The 21,068-nt window shown below is 57.4% G+C and carries 17 protein-coding genes; 9 read left to right on the top strand and 8 right to left on the bottom strand.

Annotation, left to right across the window (positions count from 1 at the left end):
• Nucleotides 1–377 precede the first annotated feature (377 nt).
• From KHP07_RS09745 to KHP07_RS09735, 3 genes are all read left to right on the top strand, one after another.
• Nucleotides 378–884 (top strand): sigma-70 family RNA polymerase sigma factor, encoded by a 507-nt coding sequence (locus KHP07_RS09745; RefSeq protein WP_078050835.1) that lies wholly within the window; start codon nucleotides 378–380, stop codon nucleotides 882–884.
• Nucleotides 884–1,828: a FecR domain-containing protein gene (locus tag KHP07_RS09740; RefSeq protein ID WP_099493281.1), complete on the top strand. Its 945-nt coding sequence runs from the start codon at nucleotides 884–886 to the stop codon at nucleotides 1,826–1,828. Before KHP07_RS09745 ends, KHP07_RS09740 begins: the two co-directional genes overlap by 1 nt.
• A gap of 91 nt (nucleotides 1,829–1,919) precedes the next feature.
• Nucleotides 1,920–4,358, top strand: a complete 2,439-nt coding sequence (locus KHP07_RS09735) for a TonB-dependent siderophore receptor (protein ID WP_214497121.1) — start codon at nucleotides 1,920–1,922, stop codon at nucleotides 4,356–4,358.
• Between the two features lie 83 nt (nucleotides 4,359–4,441).
• Here KHP07_RS09735 and mnmE read toward each other — a convergent pair whose 3' ends face one another.
• From mnmE to rpmH, 5 genes are all read right to left on the bottom strand, one after another.
• A complete protein-coding gene (gene mnmE / locus KHP07_RS09730) occupies nucleotides 4,442–5,812 on the bottom strand; it encodes a tRNA uridine-5-carboxymethylaminomethyl(34) synthesis GTPase MnmE (protein WP_214497119.1) in 1,371 nt (456 codons plus the stop codon).
• Between the two features lie 79 nt (nucleotides 5,813–5,891).
• Nucleotides 5,892–7,574 (bottom strand): membrane protein insertase YidC, encoded by a 1,683-nt coding sequence (yidC, locus tag KHP07_RS09725; protein WP_078050839.1) that lies wholly within the window; start codon nucleotides 7,572–7,574, stop codon nucleotides 5,892–5,894.
• Nucleotides 7,575–7,576: 2 nt separating this feature from the next.
• Nucleotides 7,577–7,822, bottom strand: coding sequence for a membrane protein insertion efficiency factor YidD (yidD, locus tag KHP07_RS09720; protein ID WP_003213574.1), 246 nt, complete (start codon nucleotides 7,820–7,822; stop codon nucleotides 7,577–7,579).
• Complete coding sequence (gene rnpA, locus KHP07_RS09715; protein ID WP_010565857.1) at nucleotides 7,815–8,219, bottom strand: ribonuclease P protein component; 405 nt, start codon at nucleotides 8,217–8,219, stop codon at nucleotides 7,815–7,817. Before rnpA ends, yidD begins: the two co-directional genes overlap by 8 nt.
• A gap of 16 nt (nucleotides 8,220–8,235) precedes the next feature.
• A complete protein-coding gene (gene rpmH / locus KHP07_RS09710) occupies nucleotides 8,236–8,370 on the bottom strand; it encodes a 50S ribosomal protein L34 (protein ID WP_003213577.1) in 135 nt (44 codons plus the stop codon).
• Between the two features lie 585 nt (nucleotides 8,371–8,955).
• Between rpmH and dnaA the strand changes: the two genes are divergently transcribed.
• From dnaA to gyrB, 4 genes are read left to right on the top strand one after another with little or no spacing between them, the layout of a single operon-like run.
• Entirely contained in the window at nucleotides 8,956–10,473 is a 1,518-nt protein-coding gene (gene dnaA / locus KHP07_RS09705; protein WP_078046196.1) for a chromosomal replication initiator protein DnaA, read from the top strand.
• Nucleotides 10,474–10,511: 38 nt separating this feature from the next.
• Entirely contained in the window at nucleotides 10,512–11,615 is a 1,104-nt protein-coding gene (gene dnaN, locus KHP07_RS09700; protein ID WP_010207719.1) for a DNA polymerase III subunit beta, read from the top strand.
• Nucleotides 11,616–11,635: 20 nt separating this feature from the next.
• Nucleotides 11,636–12,739, top strand: a complete 1,104-nt coding sequence (gene recF / locus KHP07_RS09695; RefSeq protein WP_214497118.1) for a DNA replication/repair protein RecF — start codon at nucleotides 11,636–11,638, stop codon at nucleotides 12,737–12,739.
• A 4-nt stretch (nucleotides 12,740–12,743) separates the two neighbouring features.
• Nucleotides 12,744–15,161, top strand: a complete 2,418-nt coding sequence (gyrB, locus tag KHP07_RS09690; RefSeq protein WP_078046197.1) for a DNA topoisomerase (ATP-hydrolyzing) subunit B — start codon at nucleotides 12,744–12,746, stop codon at nucleotides 15,159–15,161.
• A gap of 106 nt (nucleotides 15,162–15,267) precedes the next feature.
• On the opposite strand, the gene KHP07_RS09685 is transcribed toward gyrB, so the two are convergent.
• On the bottom strand, nucleotides 15,268–15,990 hold the full coding sequence (locus KHP07_RS09685; protein WP_214497117.1) for a response regulator transcription factor: 723 nt from the start codon (nucleotides 15,988–15,990) through the stop codon (nucleotides 15,268–15,270).
• Nucleotides 15,991–16,340: 350 nt separating this feature from the next.
• On the opposite strand from KHP07_RS09685, the gene KHP07_RS09680 reads away from it, so the two are divergent.
• Both KHP07_RS09680 and KHP07_RS09675 read left to right on the top strand, forming a co-directional pair.
• The gene (locus KHP07_RS09680; protein WP_250883536.1) at nucleotides 16,341–17,213 is read left to right on the top strand and encodes a FecR family protein; all 873 of its coding nucleotides are present in this window, start codon (nucleotides 16,341–16,343) and stop codon (nucleotides 17,211–17,213) included.
• Between the two features lie 3 nt (nucleotides 17,214–17,216).
• The gene (locus tag KHP07_RS09675; protein WP_214497115.1) at nucleotides 17,217–19,496 is read left to right on the top strand and encodes a CHASE2 domain-containing protein; all 2,280 of its coding nucleotides are present in this window, start codon (nucleotides 17,217–17,219) and stop codon (nucleotides 19,494–19,496) included.
• Between the two features lie 182 nt (nucleotides 19,497–19,678).
• Here KHP07_RS09675 and KHP07_RS09670 read toward each other — a convergent pair whose 3' ends face one another.
• Together KHP07_RS09670 and gmhB are read right to left on the bottom strand one after the other, a co-directional pair.
• A complete protein-coding gene (locus tag KHP07_RS09670; RefSeq protein ID WP_078046201.1) occupies nucleotides 19,679–20,449 on the bottom strand; it encodes a lysophospholipid acyltransferase family protein in 771 nt (256 codons plus the stop codon).
• An 82-nt stretch (nucleotides 20,450–20,531) separates the two neighbouring features.
• Nucleotides 20,532–21,068 (bottom strand): D-glycero-beta-D-manno-heptose 1,7-bisphosphate 7-phosphatase, encoded by a 537-nt coding sequence (gene gmhB / locus KHP07_RS09665; RefSeq protein WP_214497114.1) that lies wholly within the window; start codon nucleotides 21,066–21,068, stop codon nucleotides 20,532–20,534.

The raw sequence follows: 21,068 nt of genomic DNA, 5'->3' as shown, positions 1-21,068 counted from the left end.
GTTTATTTCTACTGAACCCTATTTCTGTGGATAGATCTACGCAGGCCTTTATCTACGGTATGTACAGCGATTCAAAAGTCTGTGGTCATGTACCAACGAGGCCCTTGGATAAGTGCTTTAAGCCTGTGGATTAAACGTATGGTTATCCACAGAGGGGTTTTTGCTCAGGTTTCAGGCCCTGTTATCAACTGGGCACAGGGGCGGTTATTCACAGGGCTTAATCCACAGAAATCGGTGATGCTGTCTGTATTCGGTCCACGACAACGCCAACAGAAACCTCCACTCGGTGATGAGCCCAGCAAAAAAGAGATCTATTGTGAGAAAACGACAGGGCAGTTAATAATAGCGATTATCATTAACCTACCTTGTCATGCCCTATGTCCCCTTCTTCACACACGGCTGCGGTCCAGAACATCTATGAGCAGCACCATTCCTGGCTGCACGGGTGGCTCAAAGGGAAGTTGCATAACGCCTGCGATGCGGCCGATGTGGCGCACGACACGTTCGTGCGCATCCTGGGCGGGCGGCATGCGGGGCAGATCGTTGAACCGCGAGACTATTTGGCGACCATTGCCAGGGGCTTGGTGATTGATCGTTACCGTCGACATGCCATCGAACAGGCCTATAAGCAAACCTTGGCCGAACGGCCTGAAGCCATAGCCATCAGCGAAGAAGACAAAGCCATCATCATCGAAACGTTGGTGGCTGTGGATAAAGCCTTGTCGGCACTCGGCGAGCGAGCACGGCGGATATTTATGCTGTCGCAGATCGAGGGCCTGACTTATCAACAGATTGCCGATCAGCTTCAGGTTTCACTGACCACGGTAAAGAAACACATGATCCGTGCATTGACCGAATGCGCATTGATCATGGCCAGCTTGTAATGGCGGCGCCTGATCGCAAAACCTTTGAGGCCGCTGCCAGTTGGTATGTGCAGTTTCAATCCCAAACCCCTACCGCCGCCGAGCGCCAAGCCTGGCAACAATGGCTAAACGGCGATCCGTCCCATCAGGCCGCGTGGAACCAGATGGAGCAGTTGCAGCGCAGTCTCGGCGCCCTGCCCCAGGATTTCACCCGCCGCGCCTTGTCGACCGGCCAGCAACGACGCCAGGTGTTGAAGTGGATGCTGGTGCTCGGCGGTACCGGGTATCTCGGCTGGAATGTCCAGCAACACACGCCCCTGGCCAATGTATGGGCCGACTACCGGACGTCCGTGGGAGAGCGCCGGCGTATCGAGCTGGCTGACGGTACGCGGATTGATCTGAACACCCGTACGGCAATTGATGTGGTATTCGATGGGCGCCAGCGTTTGATTCGCCTGCGTGAAGGTGAAGTACTTATCCACACCGGCAAGCGGGGTGGCCAGACGCCATTTTATGTCGAGACCCGCCAAGGCCGAATCCAAGCCCTGGGCACCACCTTCACCGTGCGCCAGTTGCCAGACTCCACACGTGTCGGCGTCCTCGAGGATCGGGTGAGCGTAGCGCCTGGTGACCAACCCAATCACGCGCGGCTACTCAGTGCCGGTGAAAGCGCTGACTTCGATCGCCAACACGTGGGGCTTAACCACGCGTACCGCGGCTCACAAGCGGCGTGGGTCGATGGTCAGTTGATCGTATTGGACGCTCGCCTCGGGGATGTGATCGAAGACCTCGCCCGCTACCGCCCGGGCGTCCTGCAATGCGACTTGGCGTCGGCACGCCTGCGTGTCTCCGGGACCTTCCGCCTGGATTCCACCGATGCGGTACTGGCCAATCTGCAGGCAACCCTGCCAATCCAGGTGAAGTACTTCACCCGCTATTGGGTTTCAGTGAAACGAATCGGTTGATTGCAAAAAATATCCGCACAAGGGTTATCTTTTTCAGACCTGACACGGCCCTACAGGTAATCACGACGCCACCTTCAGGGCTTATCCACTTATGCGCCTCCCTTCCAAGCTCCGCCAGCGACTTTCCTACCACGGTATGACGTGCAGCCTGCTACTCGGCACGGCAGCCACCGGCGGTATTTTATTATCCACCGATGTCCTGGCCGCCAGCGCGGTGCAGCACTACGCTATTGCGGCGGGGCCCCTGGACAATGCGTTGAGCCAATTTGCCGCTCGGGCGAATGTGATTCTATCTTTTTCGCCCCAGCAAACCGCGCGTTTGAACTCGACCGGGCTTGAAGGCGAGTATTCGGTAGAGCAAGGCTTTGCGCTGTTGCTGCAGAACTCGGGGTTACAAGCGGTAGCCCAGGCGCCCGGCAGCTATGTCCTGCAGGCCGTTCCTGCTGGGCAACTCACGCTTGCGCCCACCACCGTCAGCACTTATCAACAAGACGGTTTTAACCAGGAGATCGCCGGGGATGTGGGCTACAAGGCACAAAACAGCCGCGTCGGTACCAAGACCAGTACGCCTCTGTCAGAAACACCGCGTTCGGTATCCGTAGTCACCGGTCAGCGCATCAAGGACCAGAAGTCACAGACCCTGACGGAAGTGTTGGGCTACGTGCCAGGTATCTTTGCGCCACCCTTTGCTGCCGGCGACGGTCTGGCGGGTGACCTGTTCTTCATTCGTGGTTTCAATGCCACCGATTATGGCTACGGTTTGCTGCGAGATGGCCTACGTGTACAAGGCAATCGGTATGACACCACCAGTGAGCCGTATGGCCTGGAGCGCGTCGAAATCTTCCGTGGCCCCTCTTCCCTGCTCTACGGCGAAAACGCACCTGGCGGTTTGGTGAACCTGGTGAGCAAGCACCCGACAGCCACGCCGCAAGGTGAAGTCCAGCTGGGGTATGGCTCCAATAATCGGCGTCAGCTGGGTGTGGATATCTCGGGGCCGCTCAATGACAGCGGCAATATTCTTGGCCGGGTTGTGATGCTCGGTCGCAAATCCGACACGCAGACCGACCATGTGCCAGATGATCGCCTGTACATCGCGCCATCACTGACCCTGAATTTCGACGACTACAACACCCTTACCCTGTTGGCTAATTATCAAAAGGACCACACCAATCTCGAACTTGGCCTACCGGCTGCCGGCACCTTGCTGACAAATCCCAATGGCAAGCTATCCAAGCACACCATGCTCGGCGACCCGGACTGGAACACATTTGAACGCGAAGCCTGGAGCACCGGTTACGAATTCAGCCACAGCTTCAACGACGATTGGCAGTTCCGCCAGAACTCGCGGTATATGCAGTCGCGCATCAACCGCCATGAAACTTGGCCCAGCGCGCTGAATAACCGCGGGTTTGGTACGCAACTGAACATGACCGCCTATGACCGCTACAACAAGTCGATGGTGTATTCCCTGGATAACCAGTTGGAAGGCAAATTCCAGGTAGGCGGCCTGGAAAACACGGTGCTGTTGGGTGCCAGCTATGACCGCACTTCGTTCAATCAGGATTGGGACGCCGGTTTCGCCGGCACCATCAATGTGTATAACCCCGTGTATCTGCGTGATCCGCTTACGCCGGTGGCAGTGCAAAACACCTTGCTCGAGCAGCAGATGAAGGGCGTTTATGCACAGATCCAGAGCAAGTACGACCACTGGCTGTTCCTGCTGGGTGGCCGTCAGGATTGGGTCGACAGCGATTTCCGCGACAAGGTCAACAAGGCCAGTAACACCGGCTCGGAAGACCGCAAGTTCACCTACCAAGGCGGGGTGATGTACCAGTTCGACAACGGCCTGACGCCGTACGTCAGCTACTCCACCGCATTTGTGCCGGTGCAGCAGATCTCCAATGCCGGGTCACCGCTGAAGCCGATTACCAGCAGTCAGTACGAAGTGGGTGTGAAGTACGAGCCGATCGGCTGGGATACGGCGATGACCCTGTCGGTGTATGACCTGCGCAAGGAAGACGACACTTACCTCGACGCCACCACCAACAGTTATCGCCAGGTGGGCGAAAGCCGGGCCAAAGGTGCGGAAGTCGAGGTGAACAGCAACATCACCCCCAACCTGAATGTGACGGCCGCTTACACCTACACTGACGCTCGGATTACCAAGGATTCGGCTACATCGCTGGTCGAAGGGCACCAGATGACGGGGGTTCCACGCAACCAGGCTTCGGTATGGGGCAAGTACCGCTTCCTTGATGGCCAACTCAAAGGTTTGTCCCTGGGCGGCGGTGTGCGTTATTTCGACAGCACCTTTTCCTACACCGCGCCAACGCTCTACGGGAAGTTGGATGCAGGCAGCGTAACCTTGGTGGATGCAGCCGTTGGCTATCAAATCGATAAACATTGGTCTGTGGATGTGAACGCCAAGAACCTGTTCGACAAGGAATATGTATCTGGTTGCAACGACGCGGGCCGCTGCTATTGGGGGGACAGCCGCACGCTGCTTGGGACGGTTTCGTACAACTGGTGATGGGTGAGGGCCTGAAGAATGTGGTGTTCTTCAGGCCGCTATCGCTGCCAAGCCAATGCCTGCAGGGCGTGTGGATAACTTTTTTATTTGCCGATGCAGAAGCTGGAAAAGATCCGGCCTAACAAATCATCGGAGCTGAATGCACCGGTGATCTCTCCCAACAGCTGCTGCGCCTGACGCAGATCCTCCGCCAGCAGCTCCCCTGCCCCCGCTAAGGTCAGCTGTGCCCGGCCGTGCTCCAACGCTGCGCTCGCGTGGCCCAACGCCTCCAGGTGCCTACGGCGCGCACTGAAGCTGCTTTCCGAGGTCTGCTCGTAGCCCATACAGGCCTTGAGGTGCTCGCGCAGCAGTTCCAGGCCTTCACCCGCCGACTTGGCGCTCAGGCTAATCGTGACGTGGCCATCCGCGCTGGTTTCCATCGCAATGGCTTCACCCGTCAGGTCGGCTTTGTTGCGAATCAAGGTGACCTTGGCCGGGTCCGGCCGTTGCTCAAGGAACTCCGGCCATAATGCGAAAGGATCCACAGCCTCGGGCGCCGTCGCATCCACTACCAGCAGAACTCGATCCGCTTCGCCGATGGCCTTGAGCGCGCGTTCCACGCCGATCTTTTCCACCTGGTCATCGGTGTCGCGCAAACCGGCGGTGTCGACCACGTGCAGTGGCATGCCGTCGATGTGGATATGTTCGCGCAGGATATCCCGGGTGGTGCCGGCGATCTCTGTAACGATGGCAGCCTCACGGCCCGCCAGCGCATTCAACAGACTGGATTTGCCTGCATTGGGCCGTCCAGCAATCACCACTGTCATGCCGTCACGCAGCAGCGCACCTTGCCCGGCTTCACGCAACACTGTGGATAACTCGTCACGGACTTTATCGAGCATCGCCAAGACATGGCCATCGGCGAGGAAATCGATTTCTTCCTCGGGAAAATCAATCGCGGCCTCGACGTATATGCGTAGGCTGATCAGTTGTTCGGTCAGGTTATGCACACGCAGCGAGAACGCGCCCTGCAGCGAGCGCAGTGCGTTGCGTGCAGCCTGTGCAGAACTGGCTTCGATCAAATCAGCAATGGCCTCAGCCTGGGCCAGGTCGAGCTTGTCGTTGAGAAAGGCGCGTTCGCTGAACTCGCCAGGCCTGGCCAAGCGGCAGCCCAGTTGCAGGCAACGCTGCAGCAACATATCCAGCACAACCGGGCCGCCGTGGCCCTGCAATTCCAGGACATCTTCCCCGGTAAAGGAATTGGGCCCAGGGAAATAAAGGACCAAGCCTTCGTCCAGCACCGTTTCGTCTGCATCCAGGAACGGGCCGTAATGGGCATACCGCGGCTTCAACTCGCGACCGCTGATAGCCTTGGCTGCAACGCTTGCGAGCGGCCCGGAAATTCTAACGATACCGACACCGCCGCGACCCTGAGCGGTAGCGACAGCAGCGATGGTTTCACGAGGAGCGCTCATCAGCAGGTTCCAGAACTAAAGTGACGGAAAGCAAAACGCCCCACTAGGGGGCGTCTTGAGTGGTTATCCACAGAGTAAATTACGCCGCGGCTTTTGCGGTAGCCGCTTCGATTTTACGTGTGATGTACCACTGTTGAGAGATCGACAACACGTTGTTGACCACCCAGTACAGCACCAGACCAGCAGGGAACCACAGGAAGAAGAAGGTGAAGATGATTGGCATCATTTTCATTACCTTGGCCTGCATCGGATCCGGCGGAGTCGGGTTCAAGCGCTGCTGGATAAACATGGTCGCGCCCATGATGATCGGCAGGATAAAGAACGGGTCTTTGATCGACAGGTCAGTTATCCACAGCATGAACGGTGCCTGGCGCATTTCCACGCTTTCCAGGAGAACCCAGTACAGCGACAGGAACACCGGCATTTGCACAAGAATCGGCAAGCATCCACCCAGCGGGTTGATCTTCTCTTTCTTGTACAGCTCCATCATGGCCTGCGACATTTTCTGCCGATCATCGCCATGTTGTTCTTTCAGCGCCGCCAGTTTCGGTGCTACGGCACGCATGCGCGCCATCGACTTGTAGCTGGCTGCCGACAGTGGGAAGAAGATCCCCTTGATCAGCATGGTCAGGAAGATGATCGAGAAGCCCCAGTTACCCACAATGCTGTGGATATGTTGCAGCAACCAGAAAATCGGCTGGGCGATGAACCACAGGAAGCCGTAATCCACAGTCAGTTCCAGACCTGGGGACAACTCTTTCAGCACAGCCTGGCTTTTCGGGCCGGCGTACAGAGTAGCGCTGGTTTCAGCCTTGGCACCGGGTGCGACGGTCAACGCCGGGCCCGTAAAGCCAATGATGTAGTTGCCTTGGCTGTCCTTGCGGGTTTGAACCAGGTTTGCATCACCCTTGTTCGGGATCCAGGCGGTCACGAAGTAGTGCTGCAGCCAGGCTACCCAACCACCTTGGACGGTCTCTTTCAGCGAGCCCTTGTCGATGTCTTTCATCGACACTTTTTTGTACGGCTCGTTACTTGTCCACAGGGCAGCGCCCAGGTAAGTCGCGGTGCCGGTGGCAGTGCTGGAAGAAGGATCGGAACTGGCGTCACGCTTGAGCTGGGCAAACAGGTTGCCGCTCCATGGTTTGTCGCTTTCGTTGTCGATCAGGTAAGTGACCTTCAAGTCGTACAGACCACGGGTGAAGCTGAAGCGCTTGATGTAATTGACGCCGTCGAGGCTGAATTTCAGGTCGACGTTCAACTGGTTCTGGCCATCAGCCAGTTGATAAGTCTTTTGTTCGGTCGAATAAACCGGACGACCGGTAGCACGTGCATCCGGACCATTGGTGCCGGTCAGGCCGCTTTGCGCCAGATAAGTACGTTCACCGCCGTTATCGAACAGTTGGAACGGAACATCCGGATGGTCTTGGCGACGTGGATACAGCGGCAGTTTCAACTGCGCGATATCACCACCTTGTGGGTCGATAGCCAGGTCGAGCACATCCGTTTTTACGTGGATGAGGTCTTTATTGGTGACCACTGGCGTTTCTAAAGGGGCGCTTGTCTCGCCATTCGCGCTGGGAACATCGGCACTCGCGGACGCATTGTTACCCAGCGGGGTGTCCGGAATAGCCGGCGCAGCCTGGTTGGTAGCAACATTCTGAGTCGGCAGGGCAGCCTGGCCGTAGTCCTGGTTCCACTTAAGAACCATGACGTAGGACACGATTGCCAGGGCGACGATCAGGATCGTGCGTTTAATATCCATGATTACTCGGCCATCGAAGAAGAACGGGAGGTAGGGATAGGTGGAACCGGGTCATAACCACCGGGATTCCACGGATGACAGCGACCTAAACGACGAAAGGTCAGCCAGCCACCGCGCAGAAGACCATGGTTTTCTATGGCCTCTAACGCGTAGCAGGAACAACTGGGGTAGAAACGACAGTGGTTGGCCATCAGAGGACTAATGGCATAGCGATAAAACTGGATCGGAACGAGGGCCAGTTTACGCATCAAGACTGTCTACCCCTACAGTTTCGGTGCTGACTGCTGGTGCTGGCTTGTTGGTACGCGCCAAACGTTTCCAGAGCTTGCCGAAATGCTGAATCAATTCGGGGTTTTCTACGTCCCCCAAGCCTTTGCGCGCGACGATAACAATATCCCAACCAACCAGAGTGTCCTGGTGGAGGCGAAACGATTCGCGCATCAGACGCTTGAGGCGATTGCGCTCAACGGAGAGCTTTACGCTCTTCTTGCCGATCACCAGCCCGAGTCGGGGGTGATCAAGATCGTTGTTACGCGCAAGGAGCAGGAGATTTTTCCCCGGAACCTTGCCGGTGGGGGAGTCAAAGACTGCCTTGAAATGCCGGGGGGTTAGCAGACGCTTTTCCCGACTGAAGTCCTGACTCACCACCAGTACCGGATTATCAAACTGCCAGACGCGCACGACCTTTGGCGCGACGACGCGACAGGACAGCACGGCCGTTCTTGGTAGCCATGCGAGCACGGAAACCGTGGGTGCGGGCGCGTTTGATGGTGCTTGGTTGGAAAGTACGTTTCATGGCGTTGTTACCTGGTTCGTCCACAACGGGCCGGAATGGCCCCCGTTTTAAGAGACCGGCGATTCTAGTGAAAGCAAGCCTCTAGGTCAATTTCCAACCAGCTTTTCCTTTAATTAGATCTCCACAGGCCATCCGGTCATTTCTGCCCGCCAGGCTTTCACCGGTCATTGGATAAATATAAAAATAAAGAAGGAAGTTATTTAAAGCTTTTCTGTAAAGCTTATAAAAGCTAGGCAGGCCTTCATCTGTGGATAACTGCCTTGAGGCCATATTCCACCTGATGTACAGAGAATGACAACACGGGGGAGAAACGGTGCTCTGCCTGTGCTGCGCTGTCGGATAAGCTGTGTGTGGAATGGGTTGTTATCCACAGGCCAGTTACCCACAGACTTTCGACCCCACTTGTACAACGACCTTAGGTAGGCTTATCCACAGAGCTTATGCACAGACCATTGGTCGCCTTTATTACTGTTAAGACGTTGATTTTGGCCGGCCTGTGATCAAGCTACATGTGGATAAGTGGACGGCTCGCCGCTACAATGGCGGCTGTTTTTGCCTCACCGGCTTTCAACTTAGGGGATATCCGTGTCAGTGGAACTTTGGCAGCAGTGCGTGGAGCTTTTGCGCGATGAGCTGCCTGCCCAGCAATTCAACACCTGGATCCGTCCGCTACAGGTCGAAGCCGAAGGCGACGAGTTGCGTGTCTACGCGCCCAATCGTTTTGTTCTCGACTGGGTCAACGAGAAGTACCTGAGCCGCGTTCTCGAATTGCTCGACGAACATGGCAACGGACTCGCGCCCGTGCTCTCCTTGTTAATAGGCAGCAAACGCAGCTCCGCGCCTCGCGCTGCGCCAAACGCGCCATTGGCGGCTAGTGCCTCGCAGGCACAGGCAGCAGCGCCTGTTAATAATTCGCCAGCACCGGTGGCCCAGACGGCTTCGAAATCCGCGTCGCAGAAAAACGCGCCTATAAATGAAGAGCCGTCCCGCGACAGCTTCGACCCAATGGCAGGCGCCAGTTCCCAGCAGGCCCCGGTCCGCGCCGAACAGCGCACCGTGCAGGTCGAAGGCGCGCTCAAGCACACCAGCTACCTGAACCGTACGTTCACCTTCGAGAACTTCGTTGAAGGTAAATCCAACCAACTGGCTCGTGCAGCCGCTTGGCAGGTAGCCGATAACCCCAAGCATGGTTACAACCCGCTCTTCCTATATGGCGGCGTTGGCTTGGGTAAGACCCACTTGATGCACGCTGTGGGTAACCACCTATTAAAGAAGAACCCGAATGCCAAGGTTGTGTACCTGCACTCGGAGCGCTTCGTGGCTGACATGGTCAAGGCCCTGCAGCTCAACGCGATCAACGAGTTCAAGCGGTTCTACCGCTCGGTTGATGCGTTGCTGATCGATGACATTCAATTCTTTGCCCGCAAAGAGCGTTCCCAGGAAGAGTTTTTCCACACCTTCAACGCCCTGCTCGAAGGTGGCCAGCAGGTCATCTTGACCAGCGACCGTTACCCGAAAGAAATCGAAGGTCTGGAAGAACGCCTTAAATCGCGCTTCGGCTGGGGCCTGACCGTTGCGGTAGAGCCGCCGGAGCTGGAAACCCGGGTCGCGATCCTGATGAAAAAGGCCGACCAGGCCAAAGTCGATTTGCCGCACGATGCAGCGTTCTTCATCGCCCAGCGTATCCGCTCCAACGTGCGTGAGCTGGAAGGCGCACTCAAGCGGGTCATTGCGCATTCGCACTTCATGGGCCGCGACATCACCATCGAGCTGATCCGCGAATCCCTCAAAGACTTGCTGGCACTGCAGGACAAACTGGTGAGTGTGGATAACATCCAGCGCACCGTGGCCGAGTACTACAAGATCAAGATTTCCGACCTGCTGTCCAAGCGCCGCTCGCGCTCGGTGGCACGTCCTCGTCAGGTGGCCATGGCCCTCTCCAAGGAGTTGACCAACCACAGCCTGCCGGAAATCGGTGATGTGTTTGGCGGACGCGACCACACCACGGTCTTGCACGCGTGCCGCAAGATCAACGAACTTAAGGAATCCGACGCGGATATTCGCGAGGACTACAAGAACCTGCTGCGTACACTGACAACTTGATGACACCAGCGCAGCTTATTAAGGCAAGGGACTAGACCATGCATTTCACCATTCAACGCGAAGCCCTGTTGAAACCCCTGCAACTGGTCGCAGGCGTCGTCGAGCGCCGACAGACCTTGCCGGTGCTCTCCAACGTATTGCTGGTAGTCGAAGGCCAGCAATTGTCCTTGACCGGTACTGACCTGGAAGTCGAGCTGGTCGGTCGTGTGCAGTTGGAAGAGCCTGCCGAGCCGGGCGAGATCACCGTACCGGCGCGCAAGCTGATGGATATCTGCAAAAGCCTGCCGAACGACGCGCTGATCGACATCAAGGTTGATGAAGCGAAATTGGTCGTCAAGGCCGGCCGCAGCCGTTTCACCCTGTCCACGTTGCCGGCGAATGATTTCCCGACCGTTGAAGAAGGCCCGGGCTCGCTGACCTGCAGCCTGGAGCAGAGCAAGCTGCGTCGCTTGATCGAGCGCACCAGCTTCGCCATGGCCCAGCAGGACGTGCGTTACTACCTCAACGGTATGCTGTTGGAAGTATCGGAAGGCATCATCCGCGCCGTGGCTACGGACGGTCACCGTCTGGCCATGTGTTCGATGCGCGCCGATATCGGCCAGCCGGACCGTCACCAGGTGATCGTGCCACGCAAGGGTATCCTTGAGCTGGCGCGCCTGCTCACCGAGCCGGAAGGCAATGTCAGCATCGTGTTGGGTCAGCACCATATTCGCGCCACCACCGGTGAGTTCACCTTCACTTCCAAGTTGGTGGACGGCAAATTCCCGGATTACGAGCGCGTGCTGCCTAAAGGTGGCGACAAGCTGGTTCTCGGTGATCGTCAGGCACTGCGCGAAGCGTTTAGCCGTACCGCGATTCTGTCCAACGAAAAGTACCGCGGTATCCGTCTGCAACTGGCCAACGGTCAGTTGAAGATCCAGGCGAACAACCCGGAGCAGGAAGAAGCGGAAGAAGAAGTGGGCGTCGATTACAACGGCGGTTCGCTGGAGATCGGCTTCAACGTGAGCTACCTGCTGGACGTGCTGGGTGTGATGACCACCGAACAGGTTCGCCTGATTCTATCGGACTCCAACAGCAGCGCCCTGGTACAGGAATCCGACAACGACGACTCGGCTTATGTTGTCATGCCGATGCGCCTGTAACCATGCTCAGCAGAAGCTAGATGTCCCTCAGTCGCGTCTCGGTCACCGCGGTGCGCAATTTGCACCCGGTGACCTTCTCCCCCTCCCCCCGCATCAATATCCTCCACGGCGCCAACGGCAGTGGCAAAACCAGCGTGCTGGAAGCCATTCACCTGTTGGGGCTTGCCCGTTCCTTTCGCAGTGCTCGCTTGTTACCAGTCATCCAGTATGAGCAGTTGGCATGCACGGTGTTTGGCCAGGTTGAACTGGCAGAAGGTGGGCACAGCAGCCTGGGGATTTCCCGTGATCGTGGCGGAGAGTTCCAAATTCGCATTGACGGGCAAAATGCTCGCAGTGCTGCGCAGCTGGCGGAGATCCTGCCGCTGCAATTGATCAACCCTGACAGTTTCCGCCTATTGGAAGGTGCGCCCAGAATCCGCAGGCAATTCCTCGATTGGGGAGTGTTCCACGTGGAACCCCGGTTCATGGCCACGTGGCAGCGTTTGCAGAAGGCCCTGCGGCAGCGGAACTCATGGCTGCGGCATGGTACACTTGACGCCGCTTCGCAAGCGGCCTGGGACCGGGAACTGTGCCTGGCCAGCGATGAAATAGATGAATACCGCCGTGCCTATATCAAAGCCTTGAAACCAGTCTTTGAACAGACCTTGAGTGAGTTATTGGATCTCGAGGGTCTGACGCTGAGTTACTACCGTGGTTGGGATAAAGAACGTGAGCTGAGTGCAGTGCTCGCAACGTCCTTGCAGCGGGATCAGCAAATTGGCCATACCCAAGCCGGACCCCAGCGAGCTGATTTGCGCCTTAGGTTAGGCGCTCACAATGCTGCGGATATCTTGTCCCGTGGCCAGCAGAAGTTGGTGGTATGTGCATTGCGGATCGCCCAGGGCCATTTGGTTAGTCAGGCCCGGCGCGGTCAGTGTATTTATCTGGTGGATGACTTGCCGTCTGAGCTCGACGAGCAACACCGCCGCGCGCTATGCCGCTTGTTGGAAGAATTACGCTGCCAGGTGTTTATCACCTGTGTAGACCACGAATTATTGAGGGAAGGCTGGCAGACGGAAACGCCAGTCGCTTTGTTCCACGTGGAACAAGGCCGTATCACCCAGACCCACGACCATCGGGAGTGAAGGCATGAGCGAAGAAAACACGTACGACTCGACCAGCATTAAAGTGCTGAAAGGTTTGGATGCCGTACGCAAACGTCCCGGTATGTACATTGGCGACACTGATGACGGTAGCGGTCTGCACCACATGGTGTTCGAGGTGGTCGACAACTCCATCGACGAAGCTCTGGCCGGTCACTGCGACGACATCAGCATTATCATCCACCCGGATGAGTCGATTACCGTACGCGACAACGGTCGCGGCATTCCGGTAGACGTGCACAAAGAAGAAGGCGTTTCGGCGGCAGAGGTCATCATGACCGTGCTCCACGCTGGCGGTAAGTTCGACGACAACTCCTATAAAGTCTCCGGCGGTTTGCACGGTGTGGGCGTTTCGGTAGTGAACGCACTGTCCGAAGAGCTGATCCTGACTGTGCGCCGCAGCGGCAAGATCTGGGAACAGACCTACGTTCACGGCGTTCCACAAGAACCGATGAAAATCGTCGGCGACAGTGAAACCACCGGCACCCAGATTCACTTCAAGCCATCGGCTGAAACCTTCAAGAATATTCACTTCAGCTGGGACATCCTGGCCAAGCGTATTCGTGAACTGTCGTTCCTTAACTCCGGCGTGGGTATCGTCCTCAAGGACGAGCGCAGCGGCAAGGAAGAGCTGTTCAAGTACGAAGGCGGCTTGCGTGCGTTCGTTGAATACCTGAACACCAACAAGACTGCGGTCAACCAGGTGTTCCACTTCAACATCCAGCGTGAAGACGGCATTGGCGTGGAAATCGCCCTGCAGTGGAACGACAGCTTCAACGAGAACCTGTTGTGCTTCACCAACAACATTCCTCAGCGCGATGGCGGTACTCACCTGGTGGGTTTCCGTTCGGCACTGACGCGTAACCTGAACACCTACATCGAAGCCGAAGGCCTGGCGAAGAAGCATAAAGTTGCCACCACCGGTGACGATGCCCGCGAAGGCTTGACCGCGATTATCTCGGTGAAAGTACCGGATCCGAAGTTCAGCTCCCAGACCAAAGACAAGCTGGTGTCTTCCGAAGTGAAGACCGCAGTGGAGCAGGAGATGGGCAAGTACTTCTCCGACTTCCTGCTGGAGAACCCGAACGAAGCCAAGTTGGTCGTCGGCAAGATGATCGACGCTGCACGTGCCCGTGAAGCCGCGCGTAAGGCCCGTGAAATGACCCGTCGTAAAGGCGCGTTGGACATTGCCGGCCTGCCGGGCAAACTCGCTGACTGCCAGGAGAAGGACCCTGCCCTCTCCGAACTGTACCTGGTGGAAGGTGACTCTGCTGGCGGTTCCGCCAAGCAGGGTCGTAACCGTCGCACCCAGGCCATCCTGCCGTTGAAGGGTAAGATCCTCAACGTCGAGAAGGCGCGCTTCGACAAGATGATTTCTTCCCAGGAAGTTGGCACCTTGATCACGGCGTTGGGTTGCGGTATCGGTCGTGACGAATACAACATCGACAAGCTGCGTTATCACAACATCATCATCATGACCGATGCTGACGTCGACGGTTCGCACATCCGTACCCTGCTGCTGACCTTCTTCTTCCGTCAGTTGCCTGAGCTGATCGAACGCGGCTATATCTACATCGCCCAACCGCCGTTGTACAAAGTGAAAAAAGGCAAGCAAGAGCAATACATCAAAGACGACGACGCCATGGAAGAGTACATGACGCAGTCGGCCTTGGAAGATGCCAGCCTGCACTTGAACGACGAAGCGCCGGGTATCTCCGGTGAGGCGTTGGAGCGTCTGGTTAACGATTTCCGCATGGTAATGAAGACCCTCAAGCGTCTGTCGCGCCTGTACCCGCAGGAACTGACCGAGCACTTCATCTACCTGCCGTCCGTGAGTCTGGAGCAATTGGGTGATCACGCCCACATGCAGAATTGGCTGGCTCAATACGAAACCCGCCTGCGCACTTCGGAGAAGTCCGGCCTGGTGTACAAAGCCAGCCTGCGTGAAGACCGTGAACGTAACGTCTGGCTGCCAGAGGTCGAATTGATCTCCCACGGCCTGTCGAACTACGTCACCTTCAACCGCGACTTCTTCGGCAGCAATGACTACAAGACCGTGGTTACCCTGGGCGCGCAACTGAGCACCCTGCTGGACGACGGTGCTTATATTCAGCGTGGCGAACGCAAGAAGCAGGTCAAGGAGTTCAAGGAAGCCCTCGACTGGCTGATGGCCGAAAGCACCAAGCGTCACACTATCCAGCGATACAAAGGTCTGGGCGAAATGAACCCGGATCAACTGTGGGAAACCACTATGGATCCGGCTCAGCGTCGTATGCTGCGCGTGACCATCGAAGACGCCATTGGCGCGGACCAGATCTTCAACACCCTCATGGGTGATGCGGTCGAGCCTCGTCGTGACTTCATCGAGAGCAATGCGTTGGCGGTGTCTAACCTGGACTTCTGATTCAGGCAAACAGCCAAACCAAAAAAGGCCAACGCTAAGCGTTGGCCTTTTTTATTGGGCAGTGTTCAGTGATCTAGAAATTGCTCCACGTGGAACATCAGCGTTTTTAGCTTTCCGAAACAGTCGCCACGCTCTCCAATCGGTACCCATACCCATAGATGGTCAGCAGCTGCCAACCGCGATCGGCGGTGAGCCCCAGCTTATTGCGCAACCGGTAGATATGCGTATCCAGCGGACGTGAGGACACTATTTCTTCATGGGTCCAGAACCGCTCGTAGAGGTACTCGCGAGACAGTGGTCGCGCCAAATTGGCAAATAAGCAACTGGCCAGTCGGTACTCTCGCTCGGTCAGGTTGATAGGTTTACCCGCGCGGGTGACGGTCAATTCTGCGTCATCGAAGGTCAGGTCGTTGAAGCTTTGCACTTCATGGTTGGCGGATTTCTGCAGGCCGTGGCGACGCAGAACCGCCGTGACCCTCGCCTTCAGTTCATTGGGGCGAAAGGGTTTGCTGACGTAGTCATCCGCACCGCTGTTCAGCGCAGTGACGATATCACTCTCGGCGTCACGGCTGGTGAGCATGATGACGGCAGGAGGCGACTCCATGTGTTCGCGGGTCCAGCGTAGCAATGCAATCCCGGTGATATCGGGCAATTGCCAGTCGAGTATCAACAGGTCGAACGTTTCCCGGCGCAGTTGGCGAAGCAGGTCTTCACCGCGTTCGAAGCAATGCAGGGTCCAGGGGTGTTCGGCGGTGCTGGGGATTTGTCGCAGTGTCTGTTCCACCCGGCGCAGTTCCGCGGGTTCGTCATCCAGTATTGCGACACGCATGGGTGGGTCCTTTCTACTTAAAGAGTACGGCAGCCGTCAGCCTGGTGTTATTGATGGGCACGTACTGCGCAGATGCCGGCCGTTGAATCTGAAGAATTGTGCTCAGATTCGTCGACCCCTTGGATCTCTCGGTACGCTGGGATCAATGAGGGGTGAACCCACTGAAAGTCGTCGCGACCTATGTGGGAAAGATACCGGCTCCCGACCATAAGGAAAAGGATCAGCCGACGCATGCGCTGTCGTAAACTCCTGTGCGCTGATAGCCGACGCCCTCTGGAACCCCGACCTTGATGAGCATCATGATCCTTTCACCGAACCGCTTACGCCGCGCCCTCCCCCCACTGCTGATCATGGCGGTCGGCTCTGTGGGGGCTGCTGCCAAGAATCGTTCGCCTTACATTGATGACGACTTTCTGTGCCGAGCCCAGCCTCTACCGGCAGTGGTTCAGCACCTCACCGGGGAAGCGTGGAAACTCGATACCAAAGGCAAGGCAAGCCCTTTGCTGGAAGGCATGACCATTGATGAACAGGAAGGTGTAAAGACATCGGCGTCGGCGTTCGTCAGCTTGTTGCTCGGTGACGGATCCCGGGTGGTATTACCTTCCAGTTCCCAGGTGCGATTGCATCTGGAAAAGAAGCAGTCGATTCCCCAGGTTGTACTCGATCAGGGCCAGGCGGAAGCGTATGTGATCAAGCGCGCCAGCGAACATGACCGTTTCCAGATCGTCACCCCCGTGGGTGTGCTGGGTGTACGAGGCACACACTTTCGGGTGCGTAACGACACTGAGCAATCGGTACTCGAAGTGTTGGACGGTCAGGTCGCCGTCAATCGCGAGACTAAGACCCGGACCGTGGAACAGGAGGTCAACGTGGGCGCCCGGCAAGGTTTGCTGTTCAAGAAACACGGTGATTTGAAACCCGTTGAGTTGCTTACCGCACCGAAGCTCGTGGGGCAGGATGGCCAAAAGGGCGATGCGCCGGTCTGGAGTCTGTACCTTCGGCCACTGCCGGGTGCCCATCGGTACCGCGCCCAAGTCGCCACTGATAAAGCCTTTATGAACATCAAGCAGGAAAACTTTTCCAGCACGCCGAAAATGAGCTTCACTGGGCTCAAAGCCTCGTTCTATCACGTGCGCTTGTCGGCATACGATGAAAACGGCCTGGAGGGAGAAACCGGGGTCTATGACATCTTCTACTACCCACCCACCGCCCAGGCACGTTGACCTATGATGCTTTGGGGCAAGGCCGAGAAACGCCAACCTACCCATGCCCAGCGCCTGTTCCACGGCTTAGTGCGCGAGTGGCTGTGGATTGGCTTGCTGCTATTGCCGATCACCGCTTACCTGTCCTTGAGCCCTGGCCTGGCGCTGAATAATCCGTTGTATGACAGCCTGCGCCGCCTCACCCCGCTACCGGTAGACCCGCGTATCCTGCTGGTGACCATCGACGACCCCAGCCTGAAAAAGCTCGGTCAATGGCCCTGGCCGCGCAGTTTGCATGCTGACCTGATCGATCGTCTCAATGCGGCACAACCGGCGGGTATCCTGTTCGATGTGATCTTCAGTGAAGCCGGCGACCCGACCAATGACAAACGCCTGGCAGAGGCGGTCTGCAATGCCGGCAATGTGTTGCTGCCGCTGGTGCGTGAGGGCACGGCGAGCTACAGCCAACCCAGCGCACAGATGCAGCCGCTGCATAAATGCGCCAAGGGTGTGGGCCATATCAATGTGGAGGCCGACAACGACGGTGTGGTCCGCAGCCTGTACCTGCGTGAAGGTCCACCAGACGCCACGGCGCCCCAACTGGCTTGGCTGGCCTACGAGATGAGCGGCGAGTTGTCAGAGATGCCGGGTGAGCCTCTGCAGGCGCTCACCCAACACTGGCACCGTGAACACTCGATTCGCATCCCATTCATCGCACCACACACCCATTTTCCTAGCGTGTCCTACGTCAGCGTTCTGCGCGGTGAAGTACCGCCCGAGCAGTTGCGCGGTCGCCTGATTTTGGTGGGGTCAACAGCTTCAGGCTTGGGCGATCGTTTTGTCACGCCGCTGTCCTCCACGGTTGGCACCACTGCGGGCGTGGAGATCCAAGCCAACGTACTCAATGGCTTGCTTCAAGGCCGCAGCATTGTCGATTTGCCGGGATGGCTCGCGGCGCTTATGGCGACGTCCCTGGTGGCATTGCTGTTGGGCTTGCTGCTCTACAGTCCGCGCTACGCGTTGTGGATGACCCTGGGCTGCATGTCTGCCGCACTGCTGGGTTCCTTGGCCCTGTTGCGCCTGGGTCACTGGTGGTCGCCCGCGGCCTGCTTGATCGGTTTGCTGCTCAGTTACCTGATTTGGAACTGGCGTCGCCTCAGTGTGATCCTCGCCTACTTCGGCTGGGAACTGGCGCGCCTGGACAACGAACCCAAAGTCCTGCCCGAACGCCGCCGTGCGCCCGCCAGCAGGGGTGATGTCTTGCAGGCGCGTATCTTTGCCCTGGAGCAGGCCGTAAGCCGCACGCGTGACACGCGGCGCTTTATGGCCGATGGCTTGGAATGCCTGCCGGTGGCAACGTTGATCACCGACCCCAAGGGCAATATCCTGTTGGCCAACCGTATCGCCCGTGACGTGTTCGGCAATGACCTTGTTACCGAAAACCTGCTGGAGCAGTTGGCCGACCTGGGCTACCCGCCGCTGCACAATGGCGTGCGCCCTGCCCTCTCGGCGCTGGAGCTGGTCGAGTTCCGGGATATCCACCAACGCAGCCTGCGCATGGAGTTGGCGCCCTTGTTGCCGGCCGAAGGCGATGTCGCACTGGGCTGGCTGCTGAGCCTGACGGACTTGAGCAAGGAGCGCGAAGCCCAGCAACATCGCGAGACGATGTTACGGTTCCTCTCCCACGACCTGCGTGCACCACACTCGGCGATCCTGGCGCTGCTGGATGTGCATAACGGCGAGTCCCAAGTGTTCGCCCAAATCGAACAGCAAGTTCGTCGCGCCTTGAGCCTCACGGAATCCTTTGTGCAACTGGCCAAGGCCGAGGCTGACGGTTACCAGTTCCAGCCAACGTTGTTCGCCATGTTGGTCATGGATGCCTTTGATCAAGTCGCGTTGATTGCCCAGCTCAAGGGTATCCACCTGGTTCACGATCTGGATGAAGCCGATGAGGGCATGGTGTCTGCGGATCAGTCACTGCTCACGCGGGCATTATTTAATGTGCTGGAGAACGCCATCAAGTATTCGCCCTCCGGCACCACTGTCCGGCTCAGACACAGCAGTGCGCAGGGCTGGTTGGAATGTCGTATGAGTGACCAGGGGCCTGGGATTGCGGCAGAGGACCTGCCCGAGTTGTTCAGCCAATACCGGCGCTTTGATTCCGCCCAGGGCAGCGAAGGTTTGGGGCTTGGGCTGACCATGGTCAAAGCGGTGGTGGAGCGCCATGGTGGACGTATCAGCTGTGAAAGCGTGGTTGGCAAAGGCACCACGTTCAGCCTGCAATTGCCCCTGTTGGAAGACTGAGAAATCCTACTTTCCTGCTGTGCATAAAAAACCGGTCGCAAGGACCGGTTTTTTTCTGCGGAAAAAACTTATGCACCTTTTCCGTGATTTTATGAGCTTGGGAAATATGTAATAAAATCAGCTTCTTATAAGTCAAAAAGTGCAATTCGCCAACAAACCGTGCACAGGTTATCCACAGATGCTCAGATCACCGGCGTGTCCACCACAACGGGCTCAGGCGGCAGCGAACCCATGGCCCGTTGCTGCGCTTCATTCCAGGCCGCAGCACGGTCATTCAGCGCAGCAATCGCCCGTGGCCCTTCACCTTCGGCGTACATCGGTTCGCCGATGACTACGGTGATGGTGCCTTCGCGTTTAGCCCAGCCGGTTTTTGGCCAGAATTTGCCGGCGTTGTGGGCAATCGGCAGTACGGGCAGGTTGGCGTTGACGGCCAACGCCGTGCCGCCACGTGAGAACTTGCCCACGGTGCCGTAGGGCACACGAGTGCCTTCGGGGAAGATCAGCACCCAAACACCATCCTTGAGCAACTCGTCGCCCTTCTTGGCCACGTGCTTGAGGGCCGCCTTGGGGTTGTCACGGTCAATGGCGATCGGCCGCAACATGGCCATGGCCCAGCCGAAGAACGGTACATACAGCAATTCGCGCTTAAGCACCTGGCTCAACGGCGAGAAGTACGCCGAGAGAAAGAACGTCTCCCAGGTGCTCTGGTGGTTCGACAGAATCACGCAGGGCTGGTCCGGTACGTTTTCCGCGCCCTTGATCTCGAAGCGGATGTTCAGGAACACCTTGGTCAGCCACAACGCGCAGCGGCACCAATAGACGTTGATAAAGCGATAGCGCGCCTTGAACGGCAGGAAAGGCGCGATAAAAAAGCTCAGGGTGCACCAGAGAAACGAACTGGTGCCCAACAGCAGGTAAAAGAAGAAGGTTCTGATGGCCTGCAAAATCGACATGGCGGCATTTACCGTTGCGGGACAACGCCCGCCTGTTAAAAGCGCACTCCCGAACAATCCTTGGTCAGGAAGTCGAGGGCGGCTAGTTGTTGATAAGTTCTGCGGCAACGGCCGCCAGATCGTCAAAAATCAAGGTGCCTACCGGCAGGTTTTTCGCCTGGGTCTTTTCGCCTTTCCCGGTCTTAACCAAAACTGGCTGAGAGTCGACGGCTTTGGCCGCCGCCAGGTCACCGAGGCTGTCCCCGACGAACCATATCCCAGCCAAGGGCACCTTGTAATGTTCTGCAATGGTTTTCAACATGCCGGGTTTGGGTTTGCGGCAATCGCAGCCCTCATCCGGCCCGTGGGGGCAGTACACCACCAGCCCTACCTCACCGCCCTGCTCGGCCACCAACGCGCGCAGGCGTGCATGCATGGCGTCCAGGGTGGCGATGTCGTAGTAACCACGGGAGATGCCGGACTGGTTGGTGGCGATCGCCACTGTCCAGCCGGCTTTGCTCAACTGCGCGATGGCCTCGATCGAACCGGGCAGTGGAATCCATTCCGCCACCGACTTGATGTAAGCGTCGGAGTCGTAGTTGATCACTCCGTCCCGATCGAGAATCAGCAGTTTCAACAT

Origin of the sequence: Pseudomonas sp. VS40 (genome assembly GCF_018587885.1) — a bacterium.
GTDB classification, from domain to species: domain Bacteria; phylum Pseudomonadota; class Gammaproteobacteria; order Pseudomonadales; family Pseudomonadaceae; genus Aquipseudomonas; species Aquipseudomonas pergaminensis.
The sequence above is the reverse complement of the archived record's forward strand: the minus strand, read 5'-3'. Positions and strand labels throughout refer to the sequence as shown.